This window comes from Streptomyces sp. NPDC049541, from assembly GCF_044465725.1.
Lineage (GTDB): Bacteria > Actinomycetota > Actinomycetes > Streptomycetales > Streptomycetaceae > Streptomyces.
Map to the genome: position 1 here is coordinate 50,137 of NZ_JBITLY010000005.1, position 25,005 is coordinate 75,141.

Sequence of the window (25,005 nt, forward strand, 5' to 3'; positions counted from 1 at the left end):
CGACCCGCGCAGGTGACTGTGGAAGTGCTCCCGGAGTTCGCAGCTGGCGCTGTGATGATCCGGTAGAGCTACGCCCCGTGCGCCTGCGCCGGGGCGTTTCGTTTTCCCAGCCCCTTCCGAGCGGTCGTCATCACCCGGAAGGAGGCCGACGCTCATGGCAAGGCCCGACAAGGCTGCCGCGGTGGCCGAGCTCACGGAGCAGTTCCGTAGCTCAAGCGCCGCTGTGCTGACCGAGTACCGGGGTCTCACCGTGGCGCAGCTCAAGACGCTGCGCCGCTCGCTCGGTGAGAACGCCCAGTACGCCGTGGTGAAGAACACGCTGACCAAGATTGCGGCCAACGAGGCCGGGATCTCGACGCTCGACGACCTGTTCAACGGTCCGACGGCGGTCGCCTTCGTCACCGGTGACCCGGTGGAGTCGGCGAAGGGTCTTCGTGACTTCGCCAAGGACAACCCGAACCTCGTCATCAAGGGCGGTGTCCTTGACGGCAAGGCGCTGTCCGCCGACGAGATCAAGAAGCTTGCGGACCTCGAGTCCCGCGAGGTTCTGCTCGCCAAGCTGGCGGGCGCCCTGAAGGGCAAGCAGACGCAGGCTGCACAGCTCTTCCAGGCGCTTCCGACGAAGCTCGTCCGCACCGTGGACGCCCTTCGCGCCAAGCAGGACGAGCAGGGCGGTGCCGAGTAACTCGGCTCGCGCATTGACCGCCGCCTGAGGCTCCCCGCCCAAGGAGCGGTCACAGCGGGCCGAACGTACGCCCGCCAGACATGTACATCCCGGCACCAGCCGAAATTAGTGGAAGGAAAGCCATCGTGGCTCTCACCCAGGACGAACTGCTCGCCGAGTTCGAGGGCATGACCCTCATCCAGCTCTCCGAGTTCGTGAAGGCGTTCGAGGAGAAGTTCGACGTCACCGCCGCTGCCGCGGCCGTCGTCGCCGCCCCGGCTGCCGGCGGTGCCGCCGGTGGTGCCGAGGCCGTCGAGGAGAAGGACGAGTTCGACGTCATCCTCACCGGCGCCGGCGACAAGAAGATCCAGGTCATCAAGGTCGTGCGTGAGCTGACCTCGCTGGGCCTGAAGGAGGCCAAGGACCTCGTGGACGGCGCCCCGAAGCCCGTTCTCGAGAAGGTCGCCAAGGACGCCGCGGACAAGGCCAAGGAGGCCCTCGAGGGCGCCGGCGCCTCCGTCGACGTCAAGTAAGGCTTCTTCGGCCCCCCAGGGGCTGTAACGCCTGAGCTCTGAAGAGCGATCATCCATCCGGGTGGTCGCTCTTCGGCGTTCCTGGGCGCCGGGTGGTGGCTGCCTTGCACCCTCGGGTGTGCGGAGTATGGTGATCTTCGTCGTGCCTCCAAGCACCCCAGGTGGTATGTGGTTTGGGCCATGGGGGCCTTGACGAACCGCACGCAGCGCGCAATTCTCAGGACGCGTCGTCACAAGGATCCGAATCCGAGGCATGGATCGACGATGAAGAGGGCAGTATCAACGTGCATTGAGGGCGTGGGCTTGCCGCAGGTGTTGAGAACAACGAGGGTCTCCGAAAACCGGGGCTGGACATCAGTGTGCCGAGTGGCTACACTGACCCTTTGCGCTGCCTGTTAGCTGTCCCCTGCCCGTCACCAGGGGCATGCCCTCGCTTGAACACCGACGATCAGAACGTCCCTGACCTGGCCTTTCGGCTAAATCGGGGAGTCCTGTCTCTGTGTGTGGGAGAGGGACCGGTACGCGCGTAGTGAGTCCGAGCCCTCGGAAGGACCCCCTCTTGGCCGCCTCGCGCACTGCCTCGACCGCGAATACGAACAACGGTGCCAGCACCGCCCCGCTGCGCATCTCCTTTGCAAAGATCAAGGAGCCCCTCGAGGTTCCCAACCTGCTCGCGCTGCAGACCGAGAGCTTTGACTGGCTGCTCGGGAACACCGCCTGGCAGAGTCGGGTCGAGGCGGCTCTGGAGTCCGGTCAGGACGTCCCCACCAAGTCCGGTCTGGAGGAGATCTTCGAGGAGATCTCTCCGATCGAGGACTTCTCCGGGTCGATGTCGCTGACGTTCCGCGACCACCGTTTCGAGCCGCCGAAGAACAGCATCGACGAGTGCAAGGAGCGCGACTTCACGTACGCCGCTCCGCTCTTCGTGACGGCTGAGTTCACCAACAACGAGACCGGCGAGATCAAGTCCCAGACGGTCTTCATGGGCGACTTCCCGCTCATGACGAACAAGGGCACCTTCGTCATCAACGGCACCGAGCGTGTCGTGGTGTCGCAGCTGGTCCGTTCGCCCGGCGTCTACTTCGACTCCTCCATCGACAAGACGTCCGACAAGGACATCTTCTCCGCCAAGATCATCCCGTCCCGGGGTGCCTGGCTGGAGATGGAGATCGACAAGCGCGACATGGTCGGTGTGCGCATCGACCGCAAGCGCAAGCAGTCCGTGACCGTTCTGCTCAAGGCTCTCGGTTGGACGACCGAGCAGATCCTGGAGGAGTTCGGCGAGTACGAGTCCATGCGCGCCACCCTGGAGAAGGACCACACCCAGGGCCAGGACGACGCGCTGCTCGACATCTACCGCAAGCTGCGCCCGGGCGAGCCCCCGACGCGTGAGGCCGCGCAGACGCTGCTCGAGAACCTCTACTTCAACCCGAAGCGCTACGACCTCGCCAAGGTCGGCCGCTACAAGGTCAACAAGAAGCTGGGTGCGGACGCTCCGCTGGACGCGGGCATCCTGACCGTCGAGGACATCATCTCGACGATCAAGTACCTGGTGAAGCTGCACGCGGGCGAGACCGAGACCGTTGGCGACAGCGGCCAGTCGATCGTCGTCGAGACCGACGACATCGACCACTTCGGCAACCGTCGTCTGCGCAGCGTCGGCGAGCTCATCCAGAACCAGGTCCGCACGGGTCTGGCTCGTATGGAGCGCGTCGTCCGCGAGCGCATGACGACCCAGGACGTCGAGGCGATCACGCCGCAGACCCTGATCAACATCCGGCCGGTCGTCGCCTCCATCAAGGAGTTCTTCGGCACCAGCCAGCTGTCGCAGTTCATGGACCAGAACAACCCGCTGTCGGGTCTCACCCACAAGCGCCGTCTGTCGGCTCTTGGCCCGGGTGGTCTCTCCCGTGAGCGGGCCGGCTTCGAGGTCCGTGACGTGCACCCGTCCCACTACGGCCGCATGTGCCCGATCGAGACGCCCGAAGGCCCGAACATCGGTCTGATCGGCTCGCTCGCCTCCTACGGCCGTGTCAACGCGTTCGGCTTCGTCGAGACGCCGTACCGCAAGGTCGTCGACGGTCAGGTCACCGACGAGGTGGACTACCTGACGGCCGACGAGGAGGACCGCTTCGTCATCGCGCAGGCCAACGCCACGCTCAACGACGACATGCGGTTCGCCGAGAACCGGGTGCTGGTCCGCCGCCGTGGCGGTGAGGTCGACTACGTCGCCGGTGACGACGTGGACTACATGGACGTCTCGCCGCGCCAGATGGTGTCGGTCGCGACCGCCATGATCCCGTTCCTCGAGCACGACGACGCCAACCGTGCCCTCATGGGCGCGAACATGATGCGTCAGGCCGTGCCCCTGATCAAGAGCGAGTCCCCGCTCGTCGGCACCGGCATGGAGTACCGCTCCGCCGTCGACGCCGGCGACGTGGTCAAGGCCGAGAAGGCGGGTGTGGTCCAGGAGGTCTCCGCGGACTACATCACCACCGCCAACGACGACGGCACGTACATCACGTACCGCCTGGCCAAGTTCGCCCGCTCCAACCAGGGCACCTCGGTCAACCAGAAGGTCATCGTCAACGAGGGCGACCGGATCATCGAGGGCCAGGTCCTCGCCGACGGCCCGGCCACCCAGAACGGCGAGATGGCGCTGGGCAAGAACCTGCTCGTGGCGTTCATGCCGTGGGAGGGTCACAACTACGAGGACGCGATCATCCTGTCGCAGCGCCTCGTGCAGGACGACGTCCTCTCCTCGATCCACATCGAGGAGCACGAGGTCGACGCCCGTGACACCAAGCTCGGCCCCGAGGAGATCACCCGGGACATCCCGAACGTCTCCGAGGAGGTGCTCGCCGACCTCGACGAGCGCGGCATCATCCGCATCGGCGCCGAGGTCATCGCCGGCGACATCCTCGTCGGCAAGGTGACCCCGAAGGGCGAGACCGAGCTGACCCCGGAGGAGCGCCTGCTGCGCGCGATCTTCGGTGAGAAGGCCCGTGAGGTCCGTGACACCTCGCTGAAGGTGCCGCACGGCGAGACCGGCAAGGTCATCGGCGTCCGCGTCTTCGACCGCGAGGAGGGCGACGAGCTTCCCCCCGGTGTGAACCAGCTCGTGCGCGTGTACGTGGCGCAGAAGCGCAAGATCACCGACGGTGACAAGCTCGCCGGCCGGCACGGCAACAAGGGTGTCATCTCGAAGATCCTGCCCATCGAGGACATGCCGTTCCTCGAGGACGGAACTCCGGTCGACATCATCCTCAACCCGCTGGGTGTGCCGTCCCGAATGAACCCGGGACAGGTGCTCGAGATCCACCTCGGCTGGCTCGCCAGCCGTGGCTGGGACGTCTCCGGTCTCGCCGACGAGTGGGCGCAGCGCCTGCAGGCCATCGGCGCCGACCAGGTCGACCCGGGCACGAACGTCGCGACCCCCGTCTTCGACGGTGCGCGCGAGGACGAGCTCGCGGGTCTGCTGCAGCACACCATCCCGAACCGCGACGGCGAGCGCATGGTGCTCCCGTCCGGCAAGGCGCGGCTGTTCGACGGCCGTAGCGGTGAGCCGTTCCCGGAGCCGATCTCGGTCGGCTACATGTACATCCTGAAGCTGCACCACCTGGTCGACGACAAGCTGCACGCGCGTTCGACCGGCCCGTACTCGATGATCACCCAGCAGCCGCTGGGTGGTAAGGCCCAGTTCGGTGGCCAGCGGTTCGGCGAGATGGAGGTGTGGGCGCTGGAGGCATACGGCGCCGCATACGCCCTCCAGGAGCTGCTGACCATCAAGTCCGACGACGTCACCGGCCGCGTGAAGGTCTACGAGGCCATCGTCAAGGGCGAGAACATCCCCGAGCCCGGCATCCCCGAGTCCTTCAAGGTGCTCATCAAGGAGATGCAGTCGCTCTGCCTGAACGTGGAGGTGCTGTCCAGCGACGGTATGTCCATCGAGATGCGTGACACCGACGAGGATGTCTTCCGCGCTGCGGAGGAGCTCGGCATCGACCTGTCCCGGCGCGAGCCGAGCAGCGTCGAAGAGGTCTGACGGGAGTCCGGCCGGAGGACCTGGTGAGGACCCTCCGGCCGGCCCCTGGACCCCCGTATCAGACCAAAGACTTACAACCCTGAGAGGGATTGACGCATAGTGCTCGACGTCAACTTCTTCGACGAGCTCCGGATCGGCCTGGCCACCGCTGACGACATCCGTCAGTGGAGCCACGGCGAGGTCAAGAAGCCCGAGACCATCAACTACCGCACCCTCAAGCCCGAAAAGGACGGACTCTTCTGCGAGAAGATCTTCGGTCCGACCCGGGACTGGGAGTGCTACTGCGGCAAGTACAAGCGTGTCCGGTTCAAGGGCATCATCTGTGAGCGCTGCGGCGTCGAGGTGACTCGCGCCAAGGTGCGCCGTGAGCGGATGGGCCACATCGAACTGGCCGCCCCCGTCACGCACATCTGGTACTTCAAGGGTGTCCCCTCGCGCCTCGGCTACCTGCTGGACCTGGCGCCCAAGGACCTCGAGAAGGTCATCTACTTCGCGGCGTACATGATCACGTACGTCGACGAGGAGCGCCGTACCCGCGACCTGCCCTCCCTGGAGGCGCACGTCTCGGTCGAGCGTCAGCAGATCGAGAACCGCCGGGACGCCGACCTGGAGGCCCGCGCCAAGAAGCTCGAGTCCGACCTGGCCGAGCTCGAGGCCGAGGGTGCCAAGGCCGATGTGCGCCGCAAGGTGCGCGAGGGCGCCGAGCGTGAGATGAAGCAGCTGCGCGACCGCGCGCAGCGCGAGATCGACCGACTCGACGAGGTGTGGACCCGGTTCAAGAACCTCAAGGTCCAGGACCTGGAGGGCGACGAGCTCCTCTACCGCGAGCTGCGTGACCGCTTCGGCACGTACTTCGACGGTTCGATGGGTGCCGCGGCGCTGCAGAAGCGCCTGGAGTCCTTCGACCTGGAGGAGGAGGCCGAGCGCCTCCGCGAGATCATCCGCACCGGCAAGGGCCAGAAGAAGACCCGCGCCCTGAAGCGGCTGAAGGTCGTGTCTGCCTTCCTGCAGACCTCCAACAGCCCCAAGGGCATGGTCCTCGACTGCGTCCCGGTCATCCCGCCGGACCTGCGTCCGATGGTGCAGCTGGACGGTGGCCGCTTCGCGACCTCCGACCTGAACGACCTGTACCGCCGTGTGATCAACCGGAACAACCGACTGAAGCGGCTTCTCGACCTCGGTGCGCCCGAGATCATCGTGAACAACGAGAAGCGCATGCTCCAGGAGGCCGTGGACGCCCTCTTCGACAACGGTCGTCGTGGTCGCCCGGTCACGGGCCCCGGCAACCGTCCGCTGAAGTCCCTCAGCGACATGCTGAAGGGTAAGCAGGGCCGTTTCCGTCAGAACCTGCTCGGTAAGCGAGTCGACTACTCGGCGCGTTCCGTGATCGTCGTCGGTCCGCAGCTGAAGCTGCACCAGTGCGGTCTGCCGAAGGCGATGGCGCTGGAGCTCTTCAAGCCGTTCGTGATGAAGCGCCTGGTGGACCTGAACCACGCGCAGAACATCAAGAGCGCCAAGCGCATGGTGGAGCGCGGCCGCACCGTCGTGTACGACGTCCTCGAAGAGGTCATCGCCGAGCACCCGGTGCTGCTGAACCGTGCTCCCACCCTGCACCGCCTCGGCATCCAGGCCTTCGAGCCGCAGCTGGTCGAGGGCAAGGCCATCCAGATCCACCCGCTCGTCTGCACCGCGTTCAACGCGGACTTCGACGGTGACCAGATGGCCGTGCACCTGCCGCTGTCCGCGGAGGCGCAGGCCGAGGCCCGCATCCTGATGCTGTCCTCGAACAACATCCTCAAGCCCGCCGACGGCCGTCCGGTGACGATGCCGACCCAGGACATGGTCCTCGGTCTGTTCTTCCTCACCACCGACGGCGAGATGCGCAACGTCAAGGGCGAGGAGCGCTCCTTCGCGTCCGTCGCCGAGGCGATCATGGCGTTCGACGCCGGCGAGCTCTCGCTGCAGTCGCGCGTGGACATCCGCTTCCCGGTGGGCACCATCCCGCCGCGCGGCTGGACCCCGCCGGCGCAGGAGGAGGGCGAGCCGGAGTGGCAGCAGGGTGACACCTTCCGGCTGCGGACGACCCTGGGCCGCGCGCTCTTCAACGAGCTGCTGCCCGAGGACTACCCGTTCGTCGACTACGAGGTCGGCAAGAAGCAGCTCTCCGAGATCGTCAACGACCTCGCCGAGCGCTACCCCAAGGTCATCGTGGCGGCGACGCTCGACAACCTGAAGGCGGCGGGCTTCTACTGGGCGACCCGTTCCGGTGTCACCGTGGCCATCTCCGACGTCGTCGTTCCCGAGGCGAAGAAGGAGATCGTCAAGGGCTACGAGGCGCAGGACGAGAAGGTCCAGAAGCAGTACGAGCGCGGTCTGATCACCAAGGACGAGCGCACGCAGGAGCTCATCGCGATCTGGACCAAGGCGACCAACGAGGTCGCCGAGGCGATGAACGACAACTTCCCGAAGACCAACCCGATCTTCATGATGGTGAACTCGGGTGCACGAGGCAACATGATGCAGATGCGTCAGATCGCCGGTATGCGTGGTCTGGTGTCGAACGCGAAGAACGAGACGATCCCGCGTCCGATCAAGGCGTCGTTCCGTGAGGGTCTGTCCGTGCTGGAGTACTTCATCTCCACGCACGGTGCCCGTAAGGGTCTGGCGGACACCGCTCTGCGTACCGCCGACTCGGGTTACCTGACCCGTCGTCTGGTGGACGTCTCGCAGGACGTCATCATCCGCGAGGAGGACTGCGGCACCGAGCGCGGCCTGAAGCTGCGGATCGCCAACCGCGGCGCCGACGGTGTGCTGCGCAAGGCGGACGACGTCGAGACCAGCGTCTACGCCCGCATGCTCGCCGAGGATGTCGTCATCGACGGCAAGGTGATCGCGCCGGCCAACGTGGACCTGGGCGACGTGCTCATCGACCAGCTGGTGCACCACGGTGTCGAGGAGGTCAAGACCCGCTCGATCCTGACCTGCGAGTCCCAGGTCGGCACCTGCGCCATGTGCTACGGCCGCTCGCTGGCCACCGGCAAGCTGGTCGACATCGGTGAGGCGGTCGGCATCATCGCCGCCCAGTCCATCGGTGAGCCCGGTACCCAGCTGACGATGCGTACCTTCCACACCGGTGGTGTGGCCGGTGACGACATCACCCAGGGTCTGCCGCGTGTCGTCGAGCTCTTCGAGGCCCGTACCCCGAAGGGTGTCGCCCCGATCTCCGAGGCCTCCGGCCGCGTCCGGATCGAGGAGACCGAGAAGACCAAGAAGATCGTCGTCACCCCGGACGACGGCAGCGACGAGACGGCGTACCCGATCTCGAAGCGCGCCCGTCTCCTGGTCAGCGAGGGCGAGCACGTCGAGGTGGGCCAGAAGCTCACCGTGGGTGCCACCAACCCGCACGACGTGCTGCGCATCCTGGGCCAGCGTGCCGTCCAGGTCCACCTGGTCGGCGAGGTCCAGAAGGTCTACAACTCGCAGGGTGTGTCGATCCACGACAAGCACATCGAGATCATCATCCGGCAGATGCTGCGCCGTGTGACGATCATCGAGTCCGGCGACGCCGAGCTGCTGCCCGGCGAGCTGGTCGAGCGCTCGAAGTTCGAGGTCGAGAACCGTCGTGTGGTCCAGGAAGGCGGCCACCCGGCCTCCGGCCGTCCGCAGCTGATGGGTATCACCAAGGCCTCGCTGGCGACCGAGTCGTGGCTGTCGGCGGCGTCCTTCCAGGAGACGACCAGGGTCCTCACGGACGCGGCGATCAACGCCAAGTCCGACTCCCTGATCGGCCTCAAGGAGAACGTCATCATCGGTAAGCTCATCCCGGCCGGTACGGGCCTGTCCCGCTACCGCAACATCCGGGTCGAGCCGACCGAGGAGGCCAAGGCCGCGATGTACTCGGCCGTCGGCTACGACGACATCGACTACTCGCCGTTCGGCACGGGCTCCGGCCAGGCCGTCCCGCTGGAGGACTACGACTACGGTCCGTACAACCAGTAAGCGAGCAGCTTGAGTTGAAGGGCGGTCACCCCGTTGGGGGTGGCCGCCCTTCGGCGTTCCCGCATACGCGGTTTCGCGATACGACCACAGGGTGATCCTCCAAGTTGCGGCGCGCCGGGAGTTGTCCGCGTCCCATCACGGGCGGGGCGGTCCCGGAGCGATGCCATGGGGAGAGCATGCGCCGCTGTCCGTGCGGAGCGGTGGCCGAAGGGCCCGGGCAGCTCGTGTGCCGGGCCTGCTTCACCCCGTACTCCCTGAGCGGCGGGGGCGTCGCACGCACCCGCCGGAAGAACACCCCGGAAGGGGTCGAACTGGGCTTCCCCACCGGGGTATTGAGCATCGCGGCGGGCACCGCGCGGGTCCTTGGCCGGGACGGGGACGGCGAGGCCGCCCGGCTGCTGGAGCCGTAGTGCCCGTGCCGGGCTTCGGCGTACGGCCGCTGCGAGAGCCGTCCGAACGCGACGTCGGCAGCTCGGTAACGGCCCGCGTCCAGCTGCCGCTCGGCGTCCTCGAGGGCCTGCCAGAGCTGTTCGTCGGAGGCTTCGACAGCTCCGGGGTCGTGGCGGGTTCCACGGGGTCGGGGGTACGGCCACCGCTTCCCGATGCGCCGACTCGGTCGCGTTCGCGACGTCCACGACGAAGTCCGCCGTCATGGCGTCGAGGGACAGCCGCGGTTCCCCGTCCGGCCCCGCCCGCTTCTCATGTCCATGACCTGTCAGCGTAGAAGCAGATGCTGCGGTCTGTGCCGAAAACGCCGCTTCGGCGCATCATGGAGTGACTCGGGGGTTCGGGGAGGTACTCGTGTCCAATCCGTCATGGCAGCCCTGGCAGTCCGGGCAGGGGGACTCGCAGCGGGCGCAGGACGTCCCGCAGTCGGGGCAGGACGTGCCCCGGCGGCCCTGGCAGCAGGCGGGTCTGCCTCAGCCGTGGCCGGGCGGCTCACCGCCGGTTCAGGGCTTCGGGCAGAGCTGGCAGGGGCAGACCGCTCCGTCCATGCTCGCCTCCCACGCCGACCGTGAGCGTGCCGTGGACGTGCTGCGGGCGGGGTACGGGGAGGGGCGGCTGGAGAAGGAGGAGTTCGACCGGCGGGTGGCGCGGGCGTACGCGGCCCGTACGGTGGGGGAGCTGGCCCTGCTGGTCGCCGATCTGCCGCAGGGCCCCGTGCCCGTCCATCAGGCCGCCCCGCACGTGCCCGCGACCTTTCTGCCGGTCCCGCCGCCCACGAACGGCAAGGCGGTCGGCTCCCTGGTCTGCGGGATCCTCACGTTCTTCACCGCCGGGATCACCGGCCTCCCCGCGGTCATCCTCGGCCACTCCGCCCGCAGCGAAATACAGCGCACCGGTGAGCGCGGCGAGGGCTTCGCCATGACCGGCCTCGTCCTGGGCTGGCTGTCGGTCGCCGGCTGGGCGCTGATCATCACCATCCTCATCGCGGCGGCTCTGGCCTCCGCGTGACCAGGGGCGAGCTGCGGTGACATAGCTCCTCGACGTGTCGGGAACGAGAATTCGAAGATCATGTACGGCGTAGGGTCTTGACATGCTTCGCATGGCGATGCGGGCGCGGCCCATTTGTTTTGACCGCAGCGTATGAGGTAGGTACGCTCAGACCTTGTGCCTGGGGTGTGCCCTGGCTCTCGTGCGTGCCTTCAACCGCATGGCGAGCCGTCATTGGCCACCGTAATCTGCGCCCTTTCCGCCTGGCGGCGGGAGTCTGCCGGATTCGACACACCCGACCGCGTGGGTCGGCGACGTTCCAGGTTAGCTGTACCCATCGGCACACAGAAACCGGAGAAGTAGTGCCTACGATCCAGCAGCTGGTCCGCAAGGGCCGGCAGGACAAGGTCGAGAAGAACAAGACGCCCGCACTCGAGGGTTCCCCTCAGCGTCGTGGCGTCTGCACGCGTGTGTTCACGACCACCCCGAAGAAGCCGAACTCGGCCCTGCGTAAGGTCGCGCGTGTGCGTCTGACCAGCGGGATCGAGGTCACCGCTTACATTCCGGGTGAGGGACACAACCTGCAGGAGCACTCCATCGTGCTCGTGCGCGGCGGCCGTGTGAAGGACCTGCCGGGTGTTCGCTACAAGATCATCCGTGGCTCCCTCGACACCCAGGGTGTCAAGAACCGCAAGCAGGCCCGTTCCCGCTACGGCGCCAAGAAGGAGAAGTAAGAATGCCTCGTAAGGGCCCCGCCCCGAAGCGCCCGGTCATCATCGACCCGGTCTACGGTTCTCCTCTGGTCACGTCGCTCATCAACAAGGTGCTGCTGAACGGCAAGCGCTCCACCGCCGAGCGCATCGTCTACGGCGCCATGGAGGGCCTGCGCGAGAAGACCGGCAACGACCCGGTCATCACGCTGAAGCGCGCTCTGGAGAACATCAAGCCGACCCTCGAGGTCAAGTCCCGCCGTGTCGGTGGCGCCACCTACCAGGTGCCGGTCGAGGTCAAGCCCGGCCGCGCCAACACCCTGGCGCTGCGCTGGCTGGTCGGTTACTCCCGCGCCCGTCGCGAGAAGACCATGACCGAGCGTCTGCTCAACGAGCTTCTCGACGCTTCGAACGGCCTCGGTGCGGCCGTCAAGAAGCGCGAGGACACGCACAAGATGGCCGAGTCCAACAAGGCCTTCGCGCACTACCGCTGGTAGTCGCTACCCACATCGAGACCGAGAGAAGACTGAAGCCTTATGGCTACCACTTCACTTGACCTGGCCAAGGTCCGCAACATCGGGATCATGGCCCACATCGACGCGGGCAAGACGACCACCACCGAGCGGATCCTGTTCTACACCGGCGTTTCGTACAAGATCGGTGAGGTCCACGACGGCGCTGCCACCATGGACTGGATGGAGCAGGAGCAGGAGCGTGGCATCACGATCACCTCTGCTGCCACCACCTGTCACTGGCCGCTGGAAGACGTCGACCACACCATCAACATCATCGACACGCCGGGCCACGTCGACTTCACCGTCGAGGTGGAGCGTTCGCTGCGCGTGCTCGACGGTGCCGTGACGGTGTTCGACGGCGTCGCCGGCGTTGAGCCCCAGTCCGAGACGGTGTGGCGTCAGGCGGACCGCTACGGCGTCCCCCGCATCTGCTTCGTCAACAAGCTCGACCGCACCGGTGCCGAGTTCCACCGCTGCGTCGACATGATCTCTGACCGCCTCGGCGCTCAGCCGATCGTGATGCAGCTCCCGATCGGTGCCGAGGCCGACTTCAAGGGCGTCGTCGACCTCGTGACGATGAAGGCCCTGGTCTGGTCCGCCGAGGCCACCAAGGGCGAGATGTACGACGTCGTCGACATCCCGGACACCCACGCCGAGGCCGCCGAGGAGTACCGCGGCAAGCTGCTCGAGGCCGTGGCCGAGAACGACGAAGAGATCATGGAGCTGTACCTGGAGGGCACCGAGCCCTCCGTGGAGCAGCTGTACGCCGCGATCCGTCGCATCACCATCGCGTCCGGCAAGTCCAAGGACACCACGGTCACCCCGGTGTTCTGCGGCACCGCGTTCAAGAACAAGGGCGTCCAGCCCCTGCTCGACGCGGTCGTGCGCTACCTCCCCTCCCCGCTCGACGTCGAGGCCATCGAGGGCCACGCCGTGAACGACCCGGAGGAGGTCGTCAAGCGCAAGCCGTCCGACGACGAGCCGCTGTCCGCGCTGGCGTTCAAGATCATGAGCGACCCGCACCTCGGCAAGCTCACCTTCGTCCGGGTCTACTCGGGCCGCCTGGAGTCCGGCACCGCCGTGCTGAACTCCGTCAAGGGCAAGAAGGAGCGCATCGGCAAGATCTACCGCATGCACGCGAACAAGCGTGAGGAGATCGACGCGGTGGGCGCCGGCGACATCATCGCCGTCATGGGTCTGAAGCAGACCACGACCGGTGAGACGCTGTGCGACGACAAGGCCCCGGTGATCCTGGAGTCCATGGACTTCCCGGCGCCGGTCATCCAGGTCGCCATCGAGCCGAAGTCCAAGGGCGACCAGGAGAAGCTGGGCGTCGCGATCCAGCGCCTGGCCGAGGAGGACCCGTCCTTCCAGGTCCACTCGGACGAGGAGACCGGCCAGACCATCATCGGTGGCATGGGCGAGCTGCACCTCGAGGTGCTGGTCGACCGTATGCGCCGTGAGTTCAAGGTCGAGGCCAACGTCGGCAAGCCGCAGGTCGCCTACCGCGAGACGATCCGCAAGGCCGTCGAGCGCGTGGACTACACCCACAAGAAGCAGACCGGTGGTACCGGTCAGTTCGCCAAGGTGCAGATCGCGATCGAGCCCATCGAGGGCGGCGACGCCTCGTACGAGTTCGTGAACAAGGTGACCGGTGGCCGCATCCCGAAGGAGTACATCCCTTCGGTGGACGCCGGTGCGCAGGAGGCCATGCAGTTCGGCATCCTCGCGGGCTACGAGATGACGGGCGTCCGCGTCACGCTCATCGACGGTGGCTACCACGAGGTCGACTCCTCCGAGCTCGCCTTCAAGATCGCCGGTTCGCAGGCCTTCAAGGAGGCCGCGCGCAAGGCCAGCCCCGTGCTGCTCGAGCCGATGATGGCCGTCGAGGTCACCACGCCCGAGGACTACATGGGTGAGGTCATCGGCGACATCAACTCCCGCCGTGGTCAGATCCAGGCCATGGAGGAGCGGGCCGGTGCCCGCGTCGTGAAGGGCCTCGTGCCCCTCTCGGAGATGTTCGGTTACGTCGGCGACCTGCGCAGCAAGACGTCCGGCCGTGCGAGCTACTCCATGCAGTTCGACTCCTACGCCGAGGTTCCGCGGAACGTCGCCGAGGAGATCATCGCGAAGGCCAAGGGCGAGTAACGCACCTGCGTTTAACGCACCGCGTTCACACGCCTTAGGCTTGACCCCGGAGCCTCACGGGTCGTTCCTCCATATTCGTGGCGGAATGACCCGGGGCCCGGGATTTGACAGCAAAGATCACCTGGCGCCGATTGAACCAAGGCGTACAGAACCACTCCACAGGAGGACCCCAGTGGCGAAGGCGAAGTTCGAGCGGACTAAGCCGCACGTCAACATCGGCACCATCGGTCACATCGACCACGGTAAGACGACCCTCACGGCCGCCATTACCAAGGTGCTGCACGACGCGTTCCCGGACCTGAACGAGGCCTCGGCGTTCGACCAGATCGACAAGGCTCCCGAGGAGCGCCAGCGCGGTATCACCATCTCCATCGCGCACGTCGAGTACCAGACGGAGACCCGTCACTACGCCCACGTCGACTGCCCCGGTCACGCGGACTACATCAAGAACATGATCACCGGTGCTGCCCAGATGGACGGCGCCATCCTCGTGGTCGCCGCCACCGACGGCCCGATGCCGCAGACCAAGGAGCACGTGCTCCTGGCCCGCCAGGTCGGCGTTCCGTACATCGTCGTCGCCCTGAACAAGGCCGACATGGTGGACGACGAGGAGATCCTGGAGCTCGTCGAGCTCGAGGTTCGTGAGCTGCTCTCCGAGTACGAGTTCCCGGGCGACGACGTTCCGGTCGTCAAGGTCTCCGCGCTCAAGGCGCTCGAGGGCGACAAGGAGTGGGGCCAGTCGGTCCTGGACCTGATGGCCGCCGTCGACACCGCGATCCCGGAGCCGGAGCGCGACGTCGACAAGCCGTTCCTGATGCCGATCGAGGACGTCTTCACGATCACCGGTCGTGGTACGGTCGTCACCGGCCGTATCGAGCGTGGTGTCCTGAAGGTCAACGAGACCGTGGACATCATCGGTATCAAGCAGGAGAAGACCACCACCACGGTCACCGGCATCGAGATGTTCCGCAAGCTGCTCGACGAGGGCCAGGCCGGTGAGAACGTCGGTCTGCTGCTCCGCGGCATCAAGCGCGAGGACGTCGAGCGCGGCCAGGTCATCATCAAGCCGGGCTCGGTCACCCCGCACACCGAGTTCGAGGCGCAGGCCTACATCCTCTCCAAGGACGAGGGTGGCCGTCACACGCCGTTCTTCAACAACTACCGTCCGCAGTTCTACTTCCGTACGACGGACGTGACCGGCGTCGTGACCCTCCCCGAGGGCACCGAGATGGTCATGCCGGGTGACAACACCGAGATGAAGGTGGAGCTCATCCAGCCCGTCGCCATGGAAGAGGGCCTGAAGTTCGCCATCCGTGAGGGTGGCCGGACGGTCGGCGCCGGCCAGGTCACCAAGATCAACAAGTGAGCTTGTTGACTTGACCTGGTAGCTCCAGCGCGAGCTCCTGAAGGGGCCCGTACGACTTCGGTCGTACGGGCCCTTTCGCTTGCCCCGCGGCTGCCCCTTCTGGCCGGGTGTGGGGCGCGGCCGCGATGCTCGCCGCGGCCTGCGGCCCGCGTGCTGAAGGCTGGTCGCGCAGTTCCCCGCGCCTTCAGGCGCGGTGCCACCGCCGTGGCGAAGCCGCAGGACTATCAGAGACCCCTGGTCACGGCGTCACCACCTTGCCGCCGAAGGTCACGGCGAGGGAGCCGTTCGAGGCGAAGGACCAGCCGAGTGCGCCCGCGTACGACGAGCAGCGGGAGCCGTTCGTGCCCGTCCAGAACTGGTTGGAGCCGTCCGCGTCCCCGACGGTCTTGTCGTTCGAACCGCTCACGCTGAAGCGGCACGAGGTGTTCGTCCGGAACACGGACGTTCCCTTGTCGAACGAGAAGTTGCGCTCGGCGTTGTCGACGCCGACGTTGTTCGAGATCGCCATCGTGCCGGGGTTGCTGTTGTACGTGAACCCGTGATGGCCGTTGCGGTAGGCGATGCTGTGCCGGACGACGTGGTTGACGGCGATGTCGTCGCCGCCCAGCTTGTAGCCGTTGCGGTCGCCGTTGGCGTTCTGCGTGCCGTCGGTCAGGGTGCCGTTGCCGTAGGAGAGCGAGTACTCGATGGTCACCGGGCCGATCGCGCCGGTGTCGGACTTGGTGTACAGGTCCCAGCCGTCGTCGATGTTGTTGTGGGACACGTCGTAGCGGAAGACGTTGCCGGTTCCGGTGGTGAGCTTCGCCGCGAAGCCGTCGGCGTTCTCGCCGGTGGAGTCCATGTTGTCGTGCGACTCCGAGCTCACGATCAGGTTGTTCGACGGCCACTGGCTGCTCGGGGTGCTCGAGGAGATCCGGCCCAGCTGCAGGCCCGTGTCGCGGTTGTACGCCGTCACCGTGCGCTCGATGACGTTGTTGCTGCCGCCGACATAGATGCCGTTGTCGCCGGCGTGTTCGACGCTGAGGCCGTAGACGTGCCAGTAGTTGGCGTTCAACTGAAGGCCGCGGTTCGACGAACTCTCGCTCTGCGCCGAGAAGTTGAGCACCGGGGTCTCGCCCGGGTAGGCGGACAGGGTGGTGCGGGCACTTGAGGTGCCGTTGCTGCCGGCCGGGATGGTGATCGTCGACGAGTAGTTGTACGTCCCGCCCCGCAGATAGATGGTGCCGCCGGGTGCGATGCGGCTGATCGCGGTGGCGAGCGTCGTGGGGGCGGACTGTGTGCCGGCCGCGCTCGCGGTGCCGCTCGGCGACACGTACTGCGTGGTGCTCGCGGCCTGTGCCGGGGTGCCGGACAGCGCGACGAGCGCGCCGGACAGCAGGCTGACACACGCGATGACGGGTCTCACTTGCATGGTGGTGCCTCCGGGTTCGTCCGTGACCAGGGGTGCCGTGCAAGGGAAAGCGCTTTCCAGTAGTGCCGAAGGGGAACGTAAGCGCTTGCTATGGACGCGTCAATAGTTGTGTGCTTGATTCTTATTCATGGACATGAATAGAAAGGGGGTTCCGGCGAGAGTCTGCCCGGTGCTCGTCCGGGGGGTGTCAAGGGTGCGGGTTTGACCTGCGTCACCCTGGGGGTATTCTCTCCGGCTCGATTGGCCAGGCCCCTGCCCCGTATGGCAGACTGTCGGAGTTGCTCGGTCGAGTGTTGATGCTGCGCGCCTCCCGCCGGGGGGACCGGAAGCGAGTCCCACAGTACTCGTCGCCCTAACTGCCGTAAGGCAGCACTGGGGCGGACGTACGGGAATCTTCCGGGAAGTGCGGTGCGGCACTGGCCAGGCACCCGGGTGAACCTCTTTCCCAGGCAAGGGATGTCCGAACAAGGGACATCTGTGTCAGTGGAAGCGCGACACGCCCGACCGCGTGGGTCGGCGAAGGAGCGTACGGAGGACCGGGTTCCAGAGCGTGAAGAGACGAAGGACTACTGAGTAGCCATGGCGGGACAGAAGATCCGCATCCGGCTCAAGGCCTACGACCACGAGGTCATCGACTCCTCGGCGAAGAAGATCGTCGAGACGGTGACCCGCACTGGTGCGTCGGTCGCGGGCCCGGTGCCGCTGCCCACTGAGAAGAACGTGTACTGCGTCATCAAGTCGCCGCACAAGTACAAGGACTCGCGCGAGCACTTCGAGATGCGCACGCACAAGCGCCTGATCGACATCCTCGACCCGACGCCCAAGACCGTTGACTCTCTGATGCGACTCGACCTCCCGGCCGGTGTCGACATCGAGATCAAGCTCTGAGGGCCGGTGATCTGAGAATGGCTAAGCAGATCAAGGGCATCCTGGGCGAGAAGCTCGGCATGACGCAGGTGTGGGACGAGAACAACCGTGTTGTTCCGGTCACCGTCGTCAAGGCCGGCCCGAACGTCGTCACCCAGGTGCGTACGAACGACAGCGACGGCTACGAGTCGGTTCAGATCGCCTTCGGCGAGATCGACCCGCGCAAGGTGAACAAGCCCCTCAAGGGCCACTTCGCCAAGGCCGACGTCACCCCCCGCCGCCACCTCGTCGAGATCCGTACCGCTGACGCCAGCGAGTACACCCTCGGCCAGGAGATCACCGCCGAGGTGTTCGAGGCGGGCGTCAAGGTCGACGTCACCGGCAAGAGCAAGGGCAAGGGCTTCGCCGGTGTCATGAAGCGCCACAACTTCGGTGGCCTCGGCGCCGGTCACGGCACCCAGCGCAAGCACCGCTCTCCCGGCTCCATCGGTGGCTGCGCCACCCCGGGCCGTGTGTTCAAGGGCCTCCGCATGGCGGGTCGCATGGGCAACGAGCGGGTCACCACCCAGAACCTGACCGTCCACGCCGTTGACGCGGAGAAGGGTCTGCTGCTCATCAAGGGCGCGGTTCCCGGTCCGAACGGCGGCCTCGTCCTGGTCCGCACCGCGGCCAAGGGGGCCTGAGGTAACCGATGAGCACTGTTGACATCCTTTCGCCGGCGGGCGACAAGGCCGGTTCCGTCGAGCTCCCCGCGGAGATCTTCGGCGTTGAGAAGGTCAGCATCCCGCTGATCCACCAGGTCGTCGTCGCGCAGCTGGCCGCTGCCCGTCAGGGCACGCACAAGACCAAGACCCGTGGCGAGGTCCGCGGTGGCGGCAAGAAGCCGTACCGCCAGAAGGGCACCGGCCGCGCCCGTCAGGGCTCGACCCGTGCGCCGCAGTTCGCCGGTGGTGGCGTCGTGCACGGTCCCGTGCCGCGCGACTACTCGCAGCGGACCCCGAAGAAGATGAAGGCTGCCGCGCTGCGTCACGCCCTCACCGACCGGGCCCGTCACAACCGCATCCACGTCGTCTCCGGCGTCGTCGAGGGTGAGAACCCGTCGACGAAGGCCGCCCGGACGCTGTTCGGCAAGATCTCGGAGCGCAAGAACCTGCTCCTGGTCGTCGAGCGCGCCGACGAGGCCGCGTGGCTGTCCGCCCGCAACCTGCCCCAGGTCCACATCCTGGAGCCGGGCCAGCTGAACACGTACGACGTTCTCGTCTCGGACGACGTGGTCTTCACCCAGGCCGCTTTCGAGTCCTTCGTGTCTGGCCCCAAGGCCGCCGACACCGAAGGGAGCGAGGCCTGATGGCTACGCGTCACCCGAGCATTGCCTCCAAGGCTGCGAAGGCCGCCAAGGCCGCGCGCGTCGCCAAGGCGCGTCGCCACGCCGCCGAGGGCAAGAACACCGTCGAGACCCCGCTGAGCAAGTCGTACACGGACCCCCGTGACGTGCTGCTCAAGCCGGTCGTCTCCGAGAAGAGCTACGCGCTTCTCGACGAGAACAAGTACACGTTCATCGTCGACCCGAGTGCCAACAAGACCCAGATCAAGCAGGCCGTCCAGGCGGTCTTCTCGGTCAAGGTCACCGGGGTCAACACGATCAACCGCATCGGCAAGCGCAAGCGGACCCGCACCGGCTTCGGCCAGCGTGCGGCCACCAAGCGCGCGATCGTGACCCTCGCCGAGGGCGACCGTATCGACATCTTCGGCGGTCCGACCGCGTAAGCGGGTCGGATCGTCCGATATCGGACGAGGACTGAGAAATGGGAATCCGCAAGTACAAGCCGACTACGCCGGGCCGCCGTGGCTCCAGCGTCGCCGACTTCGTCGAGGTCACGCGGTCCACGCCGGAGAAGTCGCTGGTCCGCCCGCTGCACAGCAAGGGCGGCCGTAACAACGCCGGTCGTGTGACCGTTCGCCACCAGGGTGGCGGACACAAGCGCGCCTACCGCGTGATCGACTTCCGTCGTCACGACAAGGACGGCGTGCCGGCGAAGGTCGCGCACATCGAGTACGACCCCAACCGCACCGCGCGCATCGCGCTGCTCCACTACGCGGACGGCGAGAAGCGCTACATCCTGGCGCCGAAGGGCCTGACGCAGGGCGACCGGATCGAGAACGGTCCCGGCGCCGACATCAAGCCCGGCAACAACCTGGCGCTGCGCAACATCCCGGTCGGTACGACGATCCACTCCGTGGAGCTTCGTCCGGGCGGTGGCGCCAAGTTCGCCCGCTCCGCCGGTGCCTCCGTGCAGCTGCTCGCGAAGGAGGGCTCGATGGCCCACCTCCGCATGCCGTCCGGTGAGATCCGCCTGGTCGACCAGCGCTGCCGCGCCACGGTCGGCGAGGTCGGCAACGCCGAGCAGAGCAACATCAACTGGGGCAAGGCCGGCCGCAAGCGCTGGCTGGGCGTCCGCCCGACCGTTCGCGGTGTGGCGATGAACCCGGTTGACCACCCGCACGGTGGTGGTGAGGGCAAGACCTCCGGTGGTCGCCACCCGGTCAGCCCCTGGGGTCAGAAGGAAGGTCGTACTCGTTCGCCCAAGAAGGCGTCGAACAAGTACATCGTCCGCCGCCGCAAGACGAACAAGAAGCGCTAGGAGCGGGTTTAGATGCCGCGCAGTCTCAAGAAGGGGCCCTTTGTCGACGAGCACCTCGCCAAGAAGGTGGATGCTCAGAACGAAGCCGGCACCAAGAACGTCATCAAGACCTGGTCCCGTCGCTCGATGATCGTCCCGGCCATGCTCGGCCACACGATCGCGGTGCACAACGGCAAGACCCACATCCCGGTGTTCGTCACCGAGTCGATGGTCGGCCACAAGCTCGGCGAGTTCTCGCCGACGCGCACCTTCCGGGGTCACGTCAAGGACGACCGGAAGTCGAAGCGCCGCTAGCAGCGGATCGCATTCAGACACGTAAGTAACTGAGAGGGACAACCATGGAAGCCAGGGCCCAGGCGCGGTACATCCGCGTTACGCCCATGAAGGCCCGCCGCGTGGTGGACCTTATCCGTGGCATGGATGCCACGGAGGCTCAGGCTGTTCTGCGATTCGCTCCGCAGGCAGCCTCAGTGCCCGTCGGCAAGGTGCTGGACAGCGCCATCGCCAACGCCGCGCACAACTACGACCACACCGACGCCGACAGCCTCTTCGTTTCCGAGGCGTACGTCGACGAGGGCCCGACCCTGAAGCGGTTCCGTCCGCGTGCCCAGGGCCGTGCCTACCGGATCCGCAAGCGGACCAGCCACATCACCGTGGTCGTCAGCAGCAAGGAAGGAACCCGGTAATGGGCCAGAAGGTTAACCCGCATGGGTTCCGGCTCGGTGTCACCACGGACTTCAAGTCCCGCTGGTACGCCGACAAGCTGTACAAGGACTACGTCAAGGAAGACGTCGCCATCCGTCGGATGATGACGTCCGGCATGGAGCGCGCCGGCATCTCGAAGGTGGAGATCGAGCGCACCCGTGACCGTGTGCGTGTGGACATCCACACCGCGCGTCCGGGCATCGTCATCGGCCGCCGTGGCGCCGAGGCCGACCGCATCCGCGGTGACCTCGAGAAGCTCACGGGCAAGCAGGTCCAGCTGAACATCCTCGAGGTCAAGAACCCCGAGACGGACGCTCAGCTGGTTGCTCAGGCCGTCGCCGAGCAGCTCTCCTCCCGCGTCTCCTTCCGCCGCGCCATGCGCAAGAGCATGCAGTCGGCGATGAAGGCCGGCGCCAAGGGCATCAAGATCCAGTGCGGTGGCCGCCTCGGTGGCGCCGAGATGTCCCGCTCGGAGTTCTACCGCGAGGGCCGTGTGCCCCTGCACACGCTCCGCGCGAACGTGGACTACGGCTTCTTCGAGGCCAAGACGACCTTCGGCCGCATCGGTGTGAAGGTCTGGATCTACAAGGGCGACGTCAAGAACATCGCCGAGGTCCGCGCCGAGAACGCTGCGGCCCGTGCGGGTAACCGCCCGGCCCGTGGTGGTGCCGACCGCCCGGCCCGTGGTGGCCGCGGTGGCGAGCGGCGCGGTCGCAAGCCGCAGCAGGCTGCCGGTGCCGAGGCCCCCAAGGCCGAGGCTCCCGCCGCCGCTCCGGCTGAGAGCACCGGAACGGAGGCCTGACCGACATGCTGATCCCCCGTAGGGTCAAGCACCGCAAGCAGCACCACCCGAAGCGCTCCGGCGCTGCCAAGGGCGGCACGCAGGTTGCGTTCGGCGAGTACGGCATCCAGGCGCTCACCCCGGCGTACGTGACGAACCGTCAGATCGAGGCCGCTCGTATCGCCATGACGCGTCACATCAAGCGTGGTGGCAAGGTCTGGATCAACATCTACCCGGACCGTCCCCTCACCAAGAAGCCTGCCGAGACCCGCATGGGTTCCGGTAAGGGTTCTCCGGAGTGGTGGATCGCCAACGTCAAGCCCGGACGCGTGATGTTCGAGCTGTCGTACCCCAACGAGAAGATTGCGCGTGAGGCCCTCACTCGTGCCGCCCACAAGCTGCCGATGAAGTGCCGGATCGTCAAGCGCGAGGCAGGTGAAGCGTGATGTCGGCCGGTACCAAGGCGTCCGAGCTGCGCGAGCTGGGCAACGAGGAGCTTCTGGCGAAGCTCCGCGAGTCCAAGGAAGAGCTGTTCAACCTCCGCTTCCAGGCGGCGACGGGTCAGCTCGAGAACCACGGCCGTCTGAAGGCGGTCCGCAAGGACATCGCGCGGATCTACACCCTGATGCGCGAGCGTGAGCTGGGCATCGAAACGGTGGAGAACGCCTGATGAGCGAGAACAATGTGACTGAAGAGCAGACGACCGAGGCACGTGGCGCCCGCAAGACCCGTGAGGGTCTCGTCGTCAGCGACAAGATGGACAAGACCGTCGTCGTCGCTGTCGAGGACCGCGTGAAGCACGCGCTGTACGGCAAGGTCATCCGCCGTACGAACAAGCTCAAGGCGCACGACGAGCAGAACGCCGCGGGTGTCGGCGACCGTGTCCTCCTCGCGGAGACCCGGCCGCTGTCCGCGACGAAGCGCTGGCGCGTCGTCGAGATCCTCGAGAAGGCGAAGTAATCAAGCGGGGTTCGCCCCGCTGCCCCCGCCGGGGCTCCGCCCCGGACCCCGGCGTGGGTCTCCGCCTGAAGAGGCGCAAGTAATTCCTGCGGGGCAATCCTCGCAGGACGGTTCCGCCAGGCTCTCCGGGTCAACCCCCGGAGGGAACCGGCAGACAAACAGGAGATAGACGTGATCCAGCAGGAGTCGCGACTGCGTGTCGCCGACAACACTGGTGCGAAGGAGATCCTTTGCATCCGTGTGCTCGGTGGCTCCGGTCGCCGCTACGCGGGCATCGGTGACGTCATCGTCGCCACCGTCAAGGACGCGATCCCCGGTGGCAACGTGAAGAAGGGTGACGTCGTCAAGGCGGTCATCGTTCGCACCGTCAAGGAGCGCCGCCGTCCGGACGGCTCGTACATCCGCTTCGACGAGAACGCCGCCGTCATTCTGAAGAACGACGGTGACCCTCGCGGCACCCGCATCTTCGGCCCGGTCGGGCGTGAGCTGCGCGAGAAGAAGTTCATGAAGATCATCTCGCTGGCTCCGGAGGTGCTGTAAGCATGAAGATCAAGAAGGGCGACCTGGTCCAGGTCATCACCGGCAAGGACAAGGGCAAGCAGGGCAAGGTCATTGCCGCTTACCCGCGCGAGGAGCGCGTCCTGGTCGAGGGTGTCAACCGGGTCAAGAAGCACACCAAGGCCGGTCCGACCGCTCGCGGTTCGCAGGCCGGCGGCATCGTCACGACCGAGGCGCCGATCCACGTCTCCAACGTCCAGCTGGTCGTTGAGAAGGACGGCAACAAGGTCGTCACGCGTGTCGGTTACCGCTTCGACGACGAGGGCAACAAGATCCGCGTTGCCAAGCGGACGGGTGAGGACATCTGATGGCTACCACCACCACTCCGCGTCTCAAGACGAAGTACCGCGAGGAGATCGCGGGCAAGCTGCGTGACGAGTTCAAGTACGAGAACGTCATGCAGATCCCCGGCCTCGTCAAGATCGTGGTCAACATGGGTGTGGGCGACGCCGCCCGCGACTCCAAGCTGATCGAGGGCGCCGTCCGCGACCTCACCACGATCACCGGTCAGAAGCCGGCCGTCACCAAGGCCCGCAAGTCCATCGCGCAGTTCAAGCTGCGTGAGGGCCAGCCGATCGGTGCCCACGTCACGCTCCGTGGCGACCGCATGTGGGAGTTCCTGGACCGCACCCTGTCGCTCGCGCTGCCGCGCATCCGCGACTTCCGTGGCCTGTCCCCCAAGCAGTTCGACGGCCGTGGCAACTACACCTTCGGTCTCACGGAGCAGGTCATGTTCCACGAGATCGACCAGGACAAGATCGACCGCGTCCGGGGTATGGACATCACCGTGGTGACCACGGCGACCAACGACGCTGAGGGCCGTGCGCTCCTTCGTCACCTCGGCTTCCCCTTCAAGGAGGCGTGAGCGAGATGGCGAAGAAGGCTCTGATCGCGAAGGCTGCTCGCAAGCCCAAGTTCGGCGTGCGTGGCTACACGCGCTGCCAGCGCTGCGGCCGTCCCCACTCCGTGTACCGCAAGTTCGGCCTGTGCCGCGTGTGCCTTCGTGAGATGGCTCACCGTGGCGAGCTGCCGGGCGTGACCAAGAGCTCCTGGTAATCCCGCATTTAGGGATTCCCGAAGCTCTCGGTAAGCAATGGGCGTGTCAGGCGCCCTCCCTTCCATGGCTTAGGCTTGGAGGGTTGGGCGTCTGACGATTGCCCGTACGACTTACTACGCCGTAGGTCCACCGCACCGCACCCGCCTCGTCTCGGATCGAGGAGAGGGATGGGCACCTGGAAACCCCGGCGAGAGAGGCCGAAGGCCAATTCATGACCATGACTGATCCGATCGCAGACATGCTTACGCGTCTGCGGAACGCGAACTCGGCATACCACGACTCCGTGTCGATGCCGGCATCGAAGATCAAGTCGCACATCGCGGAGATCCTCCAGCAGGAGGGCTTCATCACGGGCTGGAAGGTCGAGGACGCCGAGGTCGGCAAGAACCTCGTTCTCGAGCTGAAGTTCGGTCCGAACCGTGAGCGCTCCATCGCGGGCATCAAGCGGATCTCCAAGCCCGGTCTCCGGGTGTACGCGAAGTCCACCAACCTGCCGAAGGTGCTCGGCGGCCTCGGCGTGGCGATCATCTCCACGTCGCACGGGCTCCTCACCGACAAGCAGGCCGGCAAGAAGGGCGTGGGTGGGGAAGTCCTCGCCTACGTCTGGTAG

26 protein-coding genes and 1 pseudogene are annotated in these 25,005 nt (G+C 66.3%); 26 read left to right on the forward strand and 1 reads right to left on the reverse strand.

All coding sequences use genetic code 11. The features are described 5' to 3' along the window. Positions 1–154 precede the first annotated feature (154 nt). The 10 genes from rplJ to tuf all read left to right on the forward strand — a co-directional run bounded on the left by rplJ (position 155) and on the right by tuf (position 15,414). The gene (gene rplJ, locus ACIBW9_RS19505) at positions 155–685 is read left to right on the forward strand and encodes a 50S ribosomal protein L10 (protein WP_389084246.1); all 531 of its coding nucleotides are present in this window, start codon (positions 155–157) and stop codon (positions 683–685) included. A 122-nt stretch (positions 686–807) separates the two neighbouring features. Continuing rightward, the gene (gene rplL, locus ACIBW9_RS19510) at positions 808–1,197 is read left to right on the forward strand and encodes a 50S ribosomal protein L7/L12 (RefSeq protein WP_398957624.1); all 390 of its coding nucleotides are present in this window, start codon (positions 808–810) and stop codon (positions 1,195–1,197) included. Between the two features lie 559 nt (positions 1,198–1,756). Then, positions 1,757–5,242 carry a DNA-directed RNA polymerase subunit beta gene (gene rpoB / locus ACIBW9_RS19515; protein WP_398956604.1) on the forward strand — a complete coding sequence of 1,162 codons (3,486 nt, stop codon included), beginning with the start codon at positions 1,757–1,759 and terminating at the stop codon, positions 5,240–5,242. Positions 5,243–5,341: 99 nt separating this feature from the next. Beyond that, the gene (locus ACIBW9_RS19520) at positions 5,342–9,241 is read left to right on the forward strand and encodes a DNA-directed RNA polymerase subunit beta' (protein WP_351462489.1); all 3,900 of its coding nucleotides are present in this window, start codon (positions 5,342–5,344) and stop codon (positions 9,239–9,241) included. A gap of 176 nt (positions 9,242–9,417) precedes the next feature. Beyond that, positions 9,418–9,651: a hypothetical protein gene (locus tag ACIBW9_RS19525; protein WP_398956607.1), complete on the forward strand. Its 234-nt coding sequence runs from the start codon at positions 9,418–9,420 to the stop codon at positions 9,649–9,651. Positions 9,652–10,042: 391 nt separating this feature from the next. Next, entirely contained in the window at positions 10,043–10,696 is a 654-nt protein-coding gene (locus ACIBW9_RS19530) for a DUF1707 and DUF4190 domain-containing protein (protein ID WP_398956609.1), read from the forward strand. A 341-nt stretch (positions 10,697–11,037) separates the two neighbouring features. Beyond that, positions 11,038–11,409, forward strand: a complete 372-nt coding sequence (gene rpsL / locus ACIBW9_RS19535) for a 30S ribosomal protein S12 (protein ID WP_003948652.1) — start codon at positions 11,038–11,040, stop codon at positions 11,407–11,409. Between the two features lie 2 nt (positions 11,410–11,411). Next, entirely contained in the window at positions 11,412–11,882 is a 471-nt protein-coding gene (rpsG, locus tag ACIBW9_RS19540; protein WP_003998848.1) for a 30S ribosomal protein S7, read from the forward strand. Between the two features lie 39 nt (positions 11,883–11,921). Further along, positions 11,922–14,048: an elongation factor G gene (gene fusA, locus ACIBW9_RS19545; protein ID WP_344404672.1), complete on the forward strand. Its 2,127-nt coding sequence runs from the start codon at positions 11,922–11,924 to the stop codon at positions 14,046–14,048. A 172-nt stretch (positions 14,049–14,220) separates the two neighbouring features. Beyond that, a complete protein-coding gene (gene tuf / locus ACIBW9_RS19550; protein ID WP_398956611.1) occupies positions 14,221–15,414 on the forward strand; it encodes an elongation factor Tu in 1,194 nt (397 codons plus the stop codon). Between the two features lie 238 nt (positions 15,415–15,652). On the opposite strand, the pseudogene ACIBW9_RS19555 reads toward tuf, so the two are convergent. Next, positions 15,653–16,735, reverse strand: a pseudogene (locus ACIBW9_RS19555) (right-handed parallel beta-helix repeat-containing protein); the annotation flags it as partial. A gap of 669 nt (positions 16,736–17,404) precedes the next feature. Between ACIBW9_RS19555 and rpsJ the strand changes: the two are divergent. The 16 genes from rpsJ (at position 17,405) to rpsH (ending at position 25,005) form a co-directional block, all read left to right on the forward strand. Continuing rightward, positions 17,405–17,713 (forward strand): 30S ribosomal protein S10, encoded by a 309-nt coding sequence (rpsJ, locus tag ACIBW9_RS19560; RefSeq protein WP_003948644.1) that lies wholly within the window; start codon positions 17,405–17,407, stop codon positions 17,711–17,713. A 17-nt stretch (positions 17,714–17,730) separates the two neighbouring features. Further along, the gene (gene rplC, locus ACIBW9_RS19565; RefSeq protein WP_189933353.1) at positions 17,731–18,375 is read left to right on the forward strand and encodes a 50S ribosomal protein L3; all 645 of its coding nucleotides are present in this window, start codon (positions 17,731–17,733) and stop codon (positions 18,373–18,375) included. Positions 18,376–18,383: 8 nt separating this feature from the next. Continuing rightward, positions 18,384–19,040: a 50S ribosomal protein L4 gene (gene rplD / locus ACIBW9_RS19570; protein ID WP_398956614.1), complete on the forward strand. Its 657-nt coding sequence runs from the start codon at positions 18,384–18,386 to the stop codon at positions 19,038–19,040. Beyond that, the gene (rplW, locus tag ACIBW9_RS19575) at positions 19,040–19,459 is read left to right on the forward strand and encodes a 50S ribosomal protein L23 (RefSeq protein ID WP_099930777.1); all 420 of its coding nucleotides are present in this window, start codon (positions 19,040–19,042) and stop codon (positions 19,457–19,459) included. The genes rplD and rplW overlap by 1 nt, the downstream gene beginning before the upstream one ends. Before the next feature lie 38 nt (positions 19,460–19,497). Beyond that, positions 19,498–20,334 (forward strand): 50S ribosomal protein L2, encoded by an 837-nt coding sequence (gene rplB / locus ACIBW9_RS19580; protein ID WP_115906448.1) that lies wholly within the window; start codon positions 19,498–19,500, stop codon positions 20,332–20,334. A gap of 12 nt (positions 20,335–20,346) precedes the next feature. Beyond that, positions 20,347–20,628 carry a 30S ribosomal protein S19 gene (rpsS, locus tag ACIBW9_RS19585; RefSeq protein WP_351462482.1) on the forward strand — a complete coding sequence of 94 codons (282 nt, stop codon included), beginning with the start codon at positions 20,347–20,349 and terminating at the stop codon, positions 20,626–20,628. 44 nt (positions 20,629–20,672) lie between these two features. Continuing rightward, a complete protein-coding gene (rplV, locus tag ACIBW9_RS19590; protein WP_023547379.1) occupies positions 20,673–21,020 on the forward strand; it encodes a 50S ribosomal protein L22 in 348 nt (115 codons plus the stop codon). Beyond that, positions 21,020–21,841, forward strand: a complete 822-nt coding sequence (gene rpsC / locus ACIBW9_RS19595) for a 30S ribosomal protein S3 (RefSeq protein ID WP_014674374.1) — start codon at positions 21,020–21,022, stop codon at positions 21,839–21,841. The genes rplV and rpsC overlap by 1 nt, the downstream gene beginning before the upstream one ends. A gap of 5 nt (positions 21,842–21,846) precedes the next feature. Further along, on the forward strand, positions 21,847–22,266 hold the full coding sequence (gene rplP, locus ACIBW9_RS19600; protein ID WP_009327094.1) for a 50S ribosomal protein L16: 420 nt from the start codon (positions 21,847–21,849) through the stop codon (positions 22,264–22,266). After that, positions 22,266–22,490, forward strand: a complete 225-nt coding sequence (gene rpmC / locus ACIBW9_RS19605) for a 50S ribosomal protein L29 (protein WP_030930505.1) — start codon at positions 22,266–22,268, stop codon at positions 22,488–22,490. The genes rplP and rpmC overlap by 1 nt, the downstream gene beginning before the upstream one ends. Beyond that, positions 22,490–22,780, forward strand: coding sequence for a 30S ribosomal protein S17 (gene rpsQ, locus ACIBW9_RS19610; RefSeq protein ID WP_115906447.1), 291 nt, complete (start codon positions 22,490–22,492; stop codon positions 22,778–22,780). Before rpmC ends, rpsQ begins: the two co-directional genes overlap by 1 nt. 171 nt (positions 22,781–22,951) lie before the next feature. Further along, positions 22,952–23,320: a 50S ribosomal protein L14 gene (gene rplN, locus ACIBW9_RS19615; protein WP_003998823.1), complete on the forward strand. Its 369-nt coding sequence runs from the start codon at positions 22,952–22,954 to the stop codon at positions 23,318–23,320. Positions 23,321–23,322: 2 nt separating this feature from the next. Continuing rightward, the gene (gene rplX, locus ACIBW9_RS19620) at positions 23,323–23,646 is read left to right on the forward strand and encodes a 50S ribosomal protein L24 (protein WP_031477830.1); all 324 of its coding nucleotides are present in this window, start codon (positions 23,323–23,325) and stop codon (positions 23,644–23,646) included. After that, positions 23,646–24,203, forward strand: coding sequence for a 50S ribosomal protein L5 (gene rplE / locus ACIBW9_RS19625; RefSeq protein WP_398956619.1), 558 nt, complete (start codon positions 23,646–23,648; stop codon positions 24,201–24,203). The genes rplX and rplE overlap by 1 nt, the downstream gene beginning before the upstream one ends. 5 nt (positions 24,204–24,208) lie before the next feature. Continuing rightward, complete coding sequence (locus ACIBW9_RS19630; RefSeq protein ID WP_003948630.1) at positions 24,209–24,394, forward strand: type Z 30S ribosomal protein S14; 186 nt, start codon at positions 24,209–24,211, stop codon at positions 24,392–24,394. A gap of 212 nt (positions 24,395–24,606) precedes the next feature. Further along, on the forward strand, positions 24,607–25,005 hold the full coding sequence (rpsH, locus tag ACIBW9_RS19635; RefSeq protein ID WP_030930492.1) for a 30S ribosomal protein S8: 399 nt from the start codon (positions 24,607–24,609) through the stop codon (positions 25,003–25,005).

Coding starts and splice junctions, on each gene's coding strand:
- rplP (WP_009327094.1), top strand. CDS start 21,847: ATGCTGATCCCCCGTAGGGTCAAGCACCGCAAGCAGCACCACCCGAAG.
- rplC (WP_189933353.1), top strand. CDS start 17,731: ATGGCTAAGCAGATCAAGGGCATCCTGGGCGAGAAGCTCGGCATGACG.
- ACIBW9_RS19525 (WP_398956607.1), top strand. CDS start 9,418: ATGCGCCGCTGTCCGTGCGGAGCGGTGGCCGAAGGGCCCGGGCAGCTC.
- rpsH (WP_030930492.1), top strand. CDS start 24,607: ATGACCATGACTGATCCGATCGCAGACATGCTTACGCGTCTGCGGAAC.
- rplD (WP_398956614.1), top strand. CDS start 18,384: ATGAGCACTGTTGACATCCTTTCGCCGGCGGGCGACAAGGCCGGTTCC.
- rplX (WP_031477830.1), top strand. CDS start 23,323: ATGAAGATCAAGAAGGGCGACCTGGTCCAGGTCATCACCGGCAAGGAC.
- rplB (WP_115906448.1), top strand. CDS start 19,498: ATGGGAATCCGCAAGTACAAGCCGACTACGCCGGGCCGCCGTGGCTCC.
- rplJ (WP_389084246.1), top strand. CDS start 155: ATGGCAAGGCCCGACAAGGCTGCCGCGGTGGCCGAGCTCACGGAGCAG.
- rpsQ (WP_115906447.1), top strand. CDS start 22,490: ATGAGCGAGAACAATGTGACTGAAGAGCAGACGACCGAGGCACGTGGC.
- fusA (WP_344404672.1), top strand. CDS start 11,922: ATGGCTACCACTTCACTTGACCTGGCCAAGGTCCGCAACATCGGGATC.
- ACIBW9_RS19630 (WP_003948630.1), top strand. CDS start 24,209: ATGGCGAAGAAGGCTCTGATCGCGAAGGCTGCTCGCAAGCCCAAGTTC.
- rpsS (WP_351462482.1), top strand. CDS start 20,347: ATGCCGCGCAGTCTCAAGAAGGGGCCCTTTGTCGACGAGCACCTCGCC.
- rplV (WP_023547379.1), top strand. CDS start 20,673: ATGGAAGCCAGGGCCCAGGCGCGGTACATCCGCGTTACGCCCATGAAG.
- rplW (WP_099930777.1), top strand. CDS start 19,040: ATGGCTACGCGTCACCCGAGCATTGCCTCCAAGGCTGCGAAGGCCGCC.
- rplE (WP_398956619.1), top strand. CDS start 23,646: ATGGCTACCACCACCACTCCGCGTCTCAAGACGAAGTACCGCGAGGAG.
- rpmC (WP_030930505.1), top strand. CDS start 22,266: ATGTCGGCCGGTACCAAGGCGTCCGAGCTGCGCGAGCTGGGCAACGAG.
- rpsG (WP_003998848.1), top strand. CDS start 11,412: ATGCCTCGTAAGGGCCCCGCCCCGAAGCGCCCGGTCATCATCGACCCG.
- rpsC (WP_014674374.1), top strand. CDS start 21,020: ATGGGCCAGAAGGTTAACCCGCATGGGTTCCGGCTCGGTGTCACCACG.
- rpsJ (WP_003948644.1), top strand. CDS start 17,405: ATGGCGGGACAGAAGATCCGCATCCGGCTCAAGGCCTACGACCACGAG.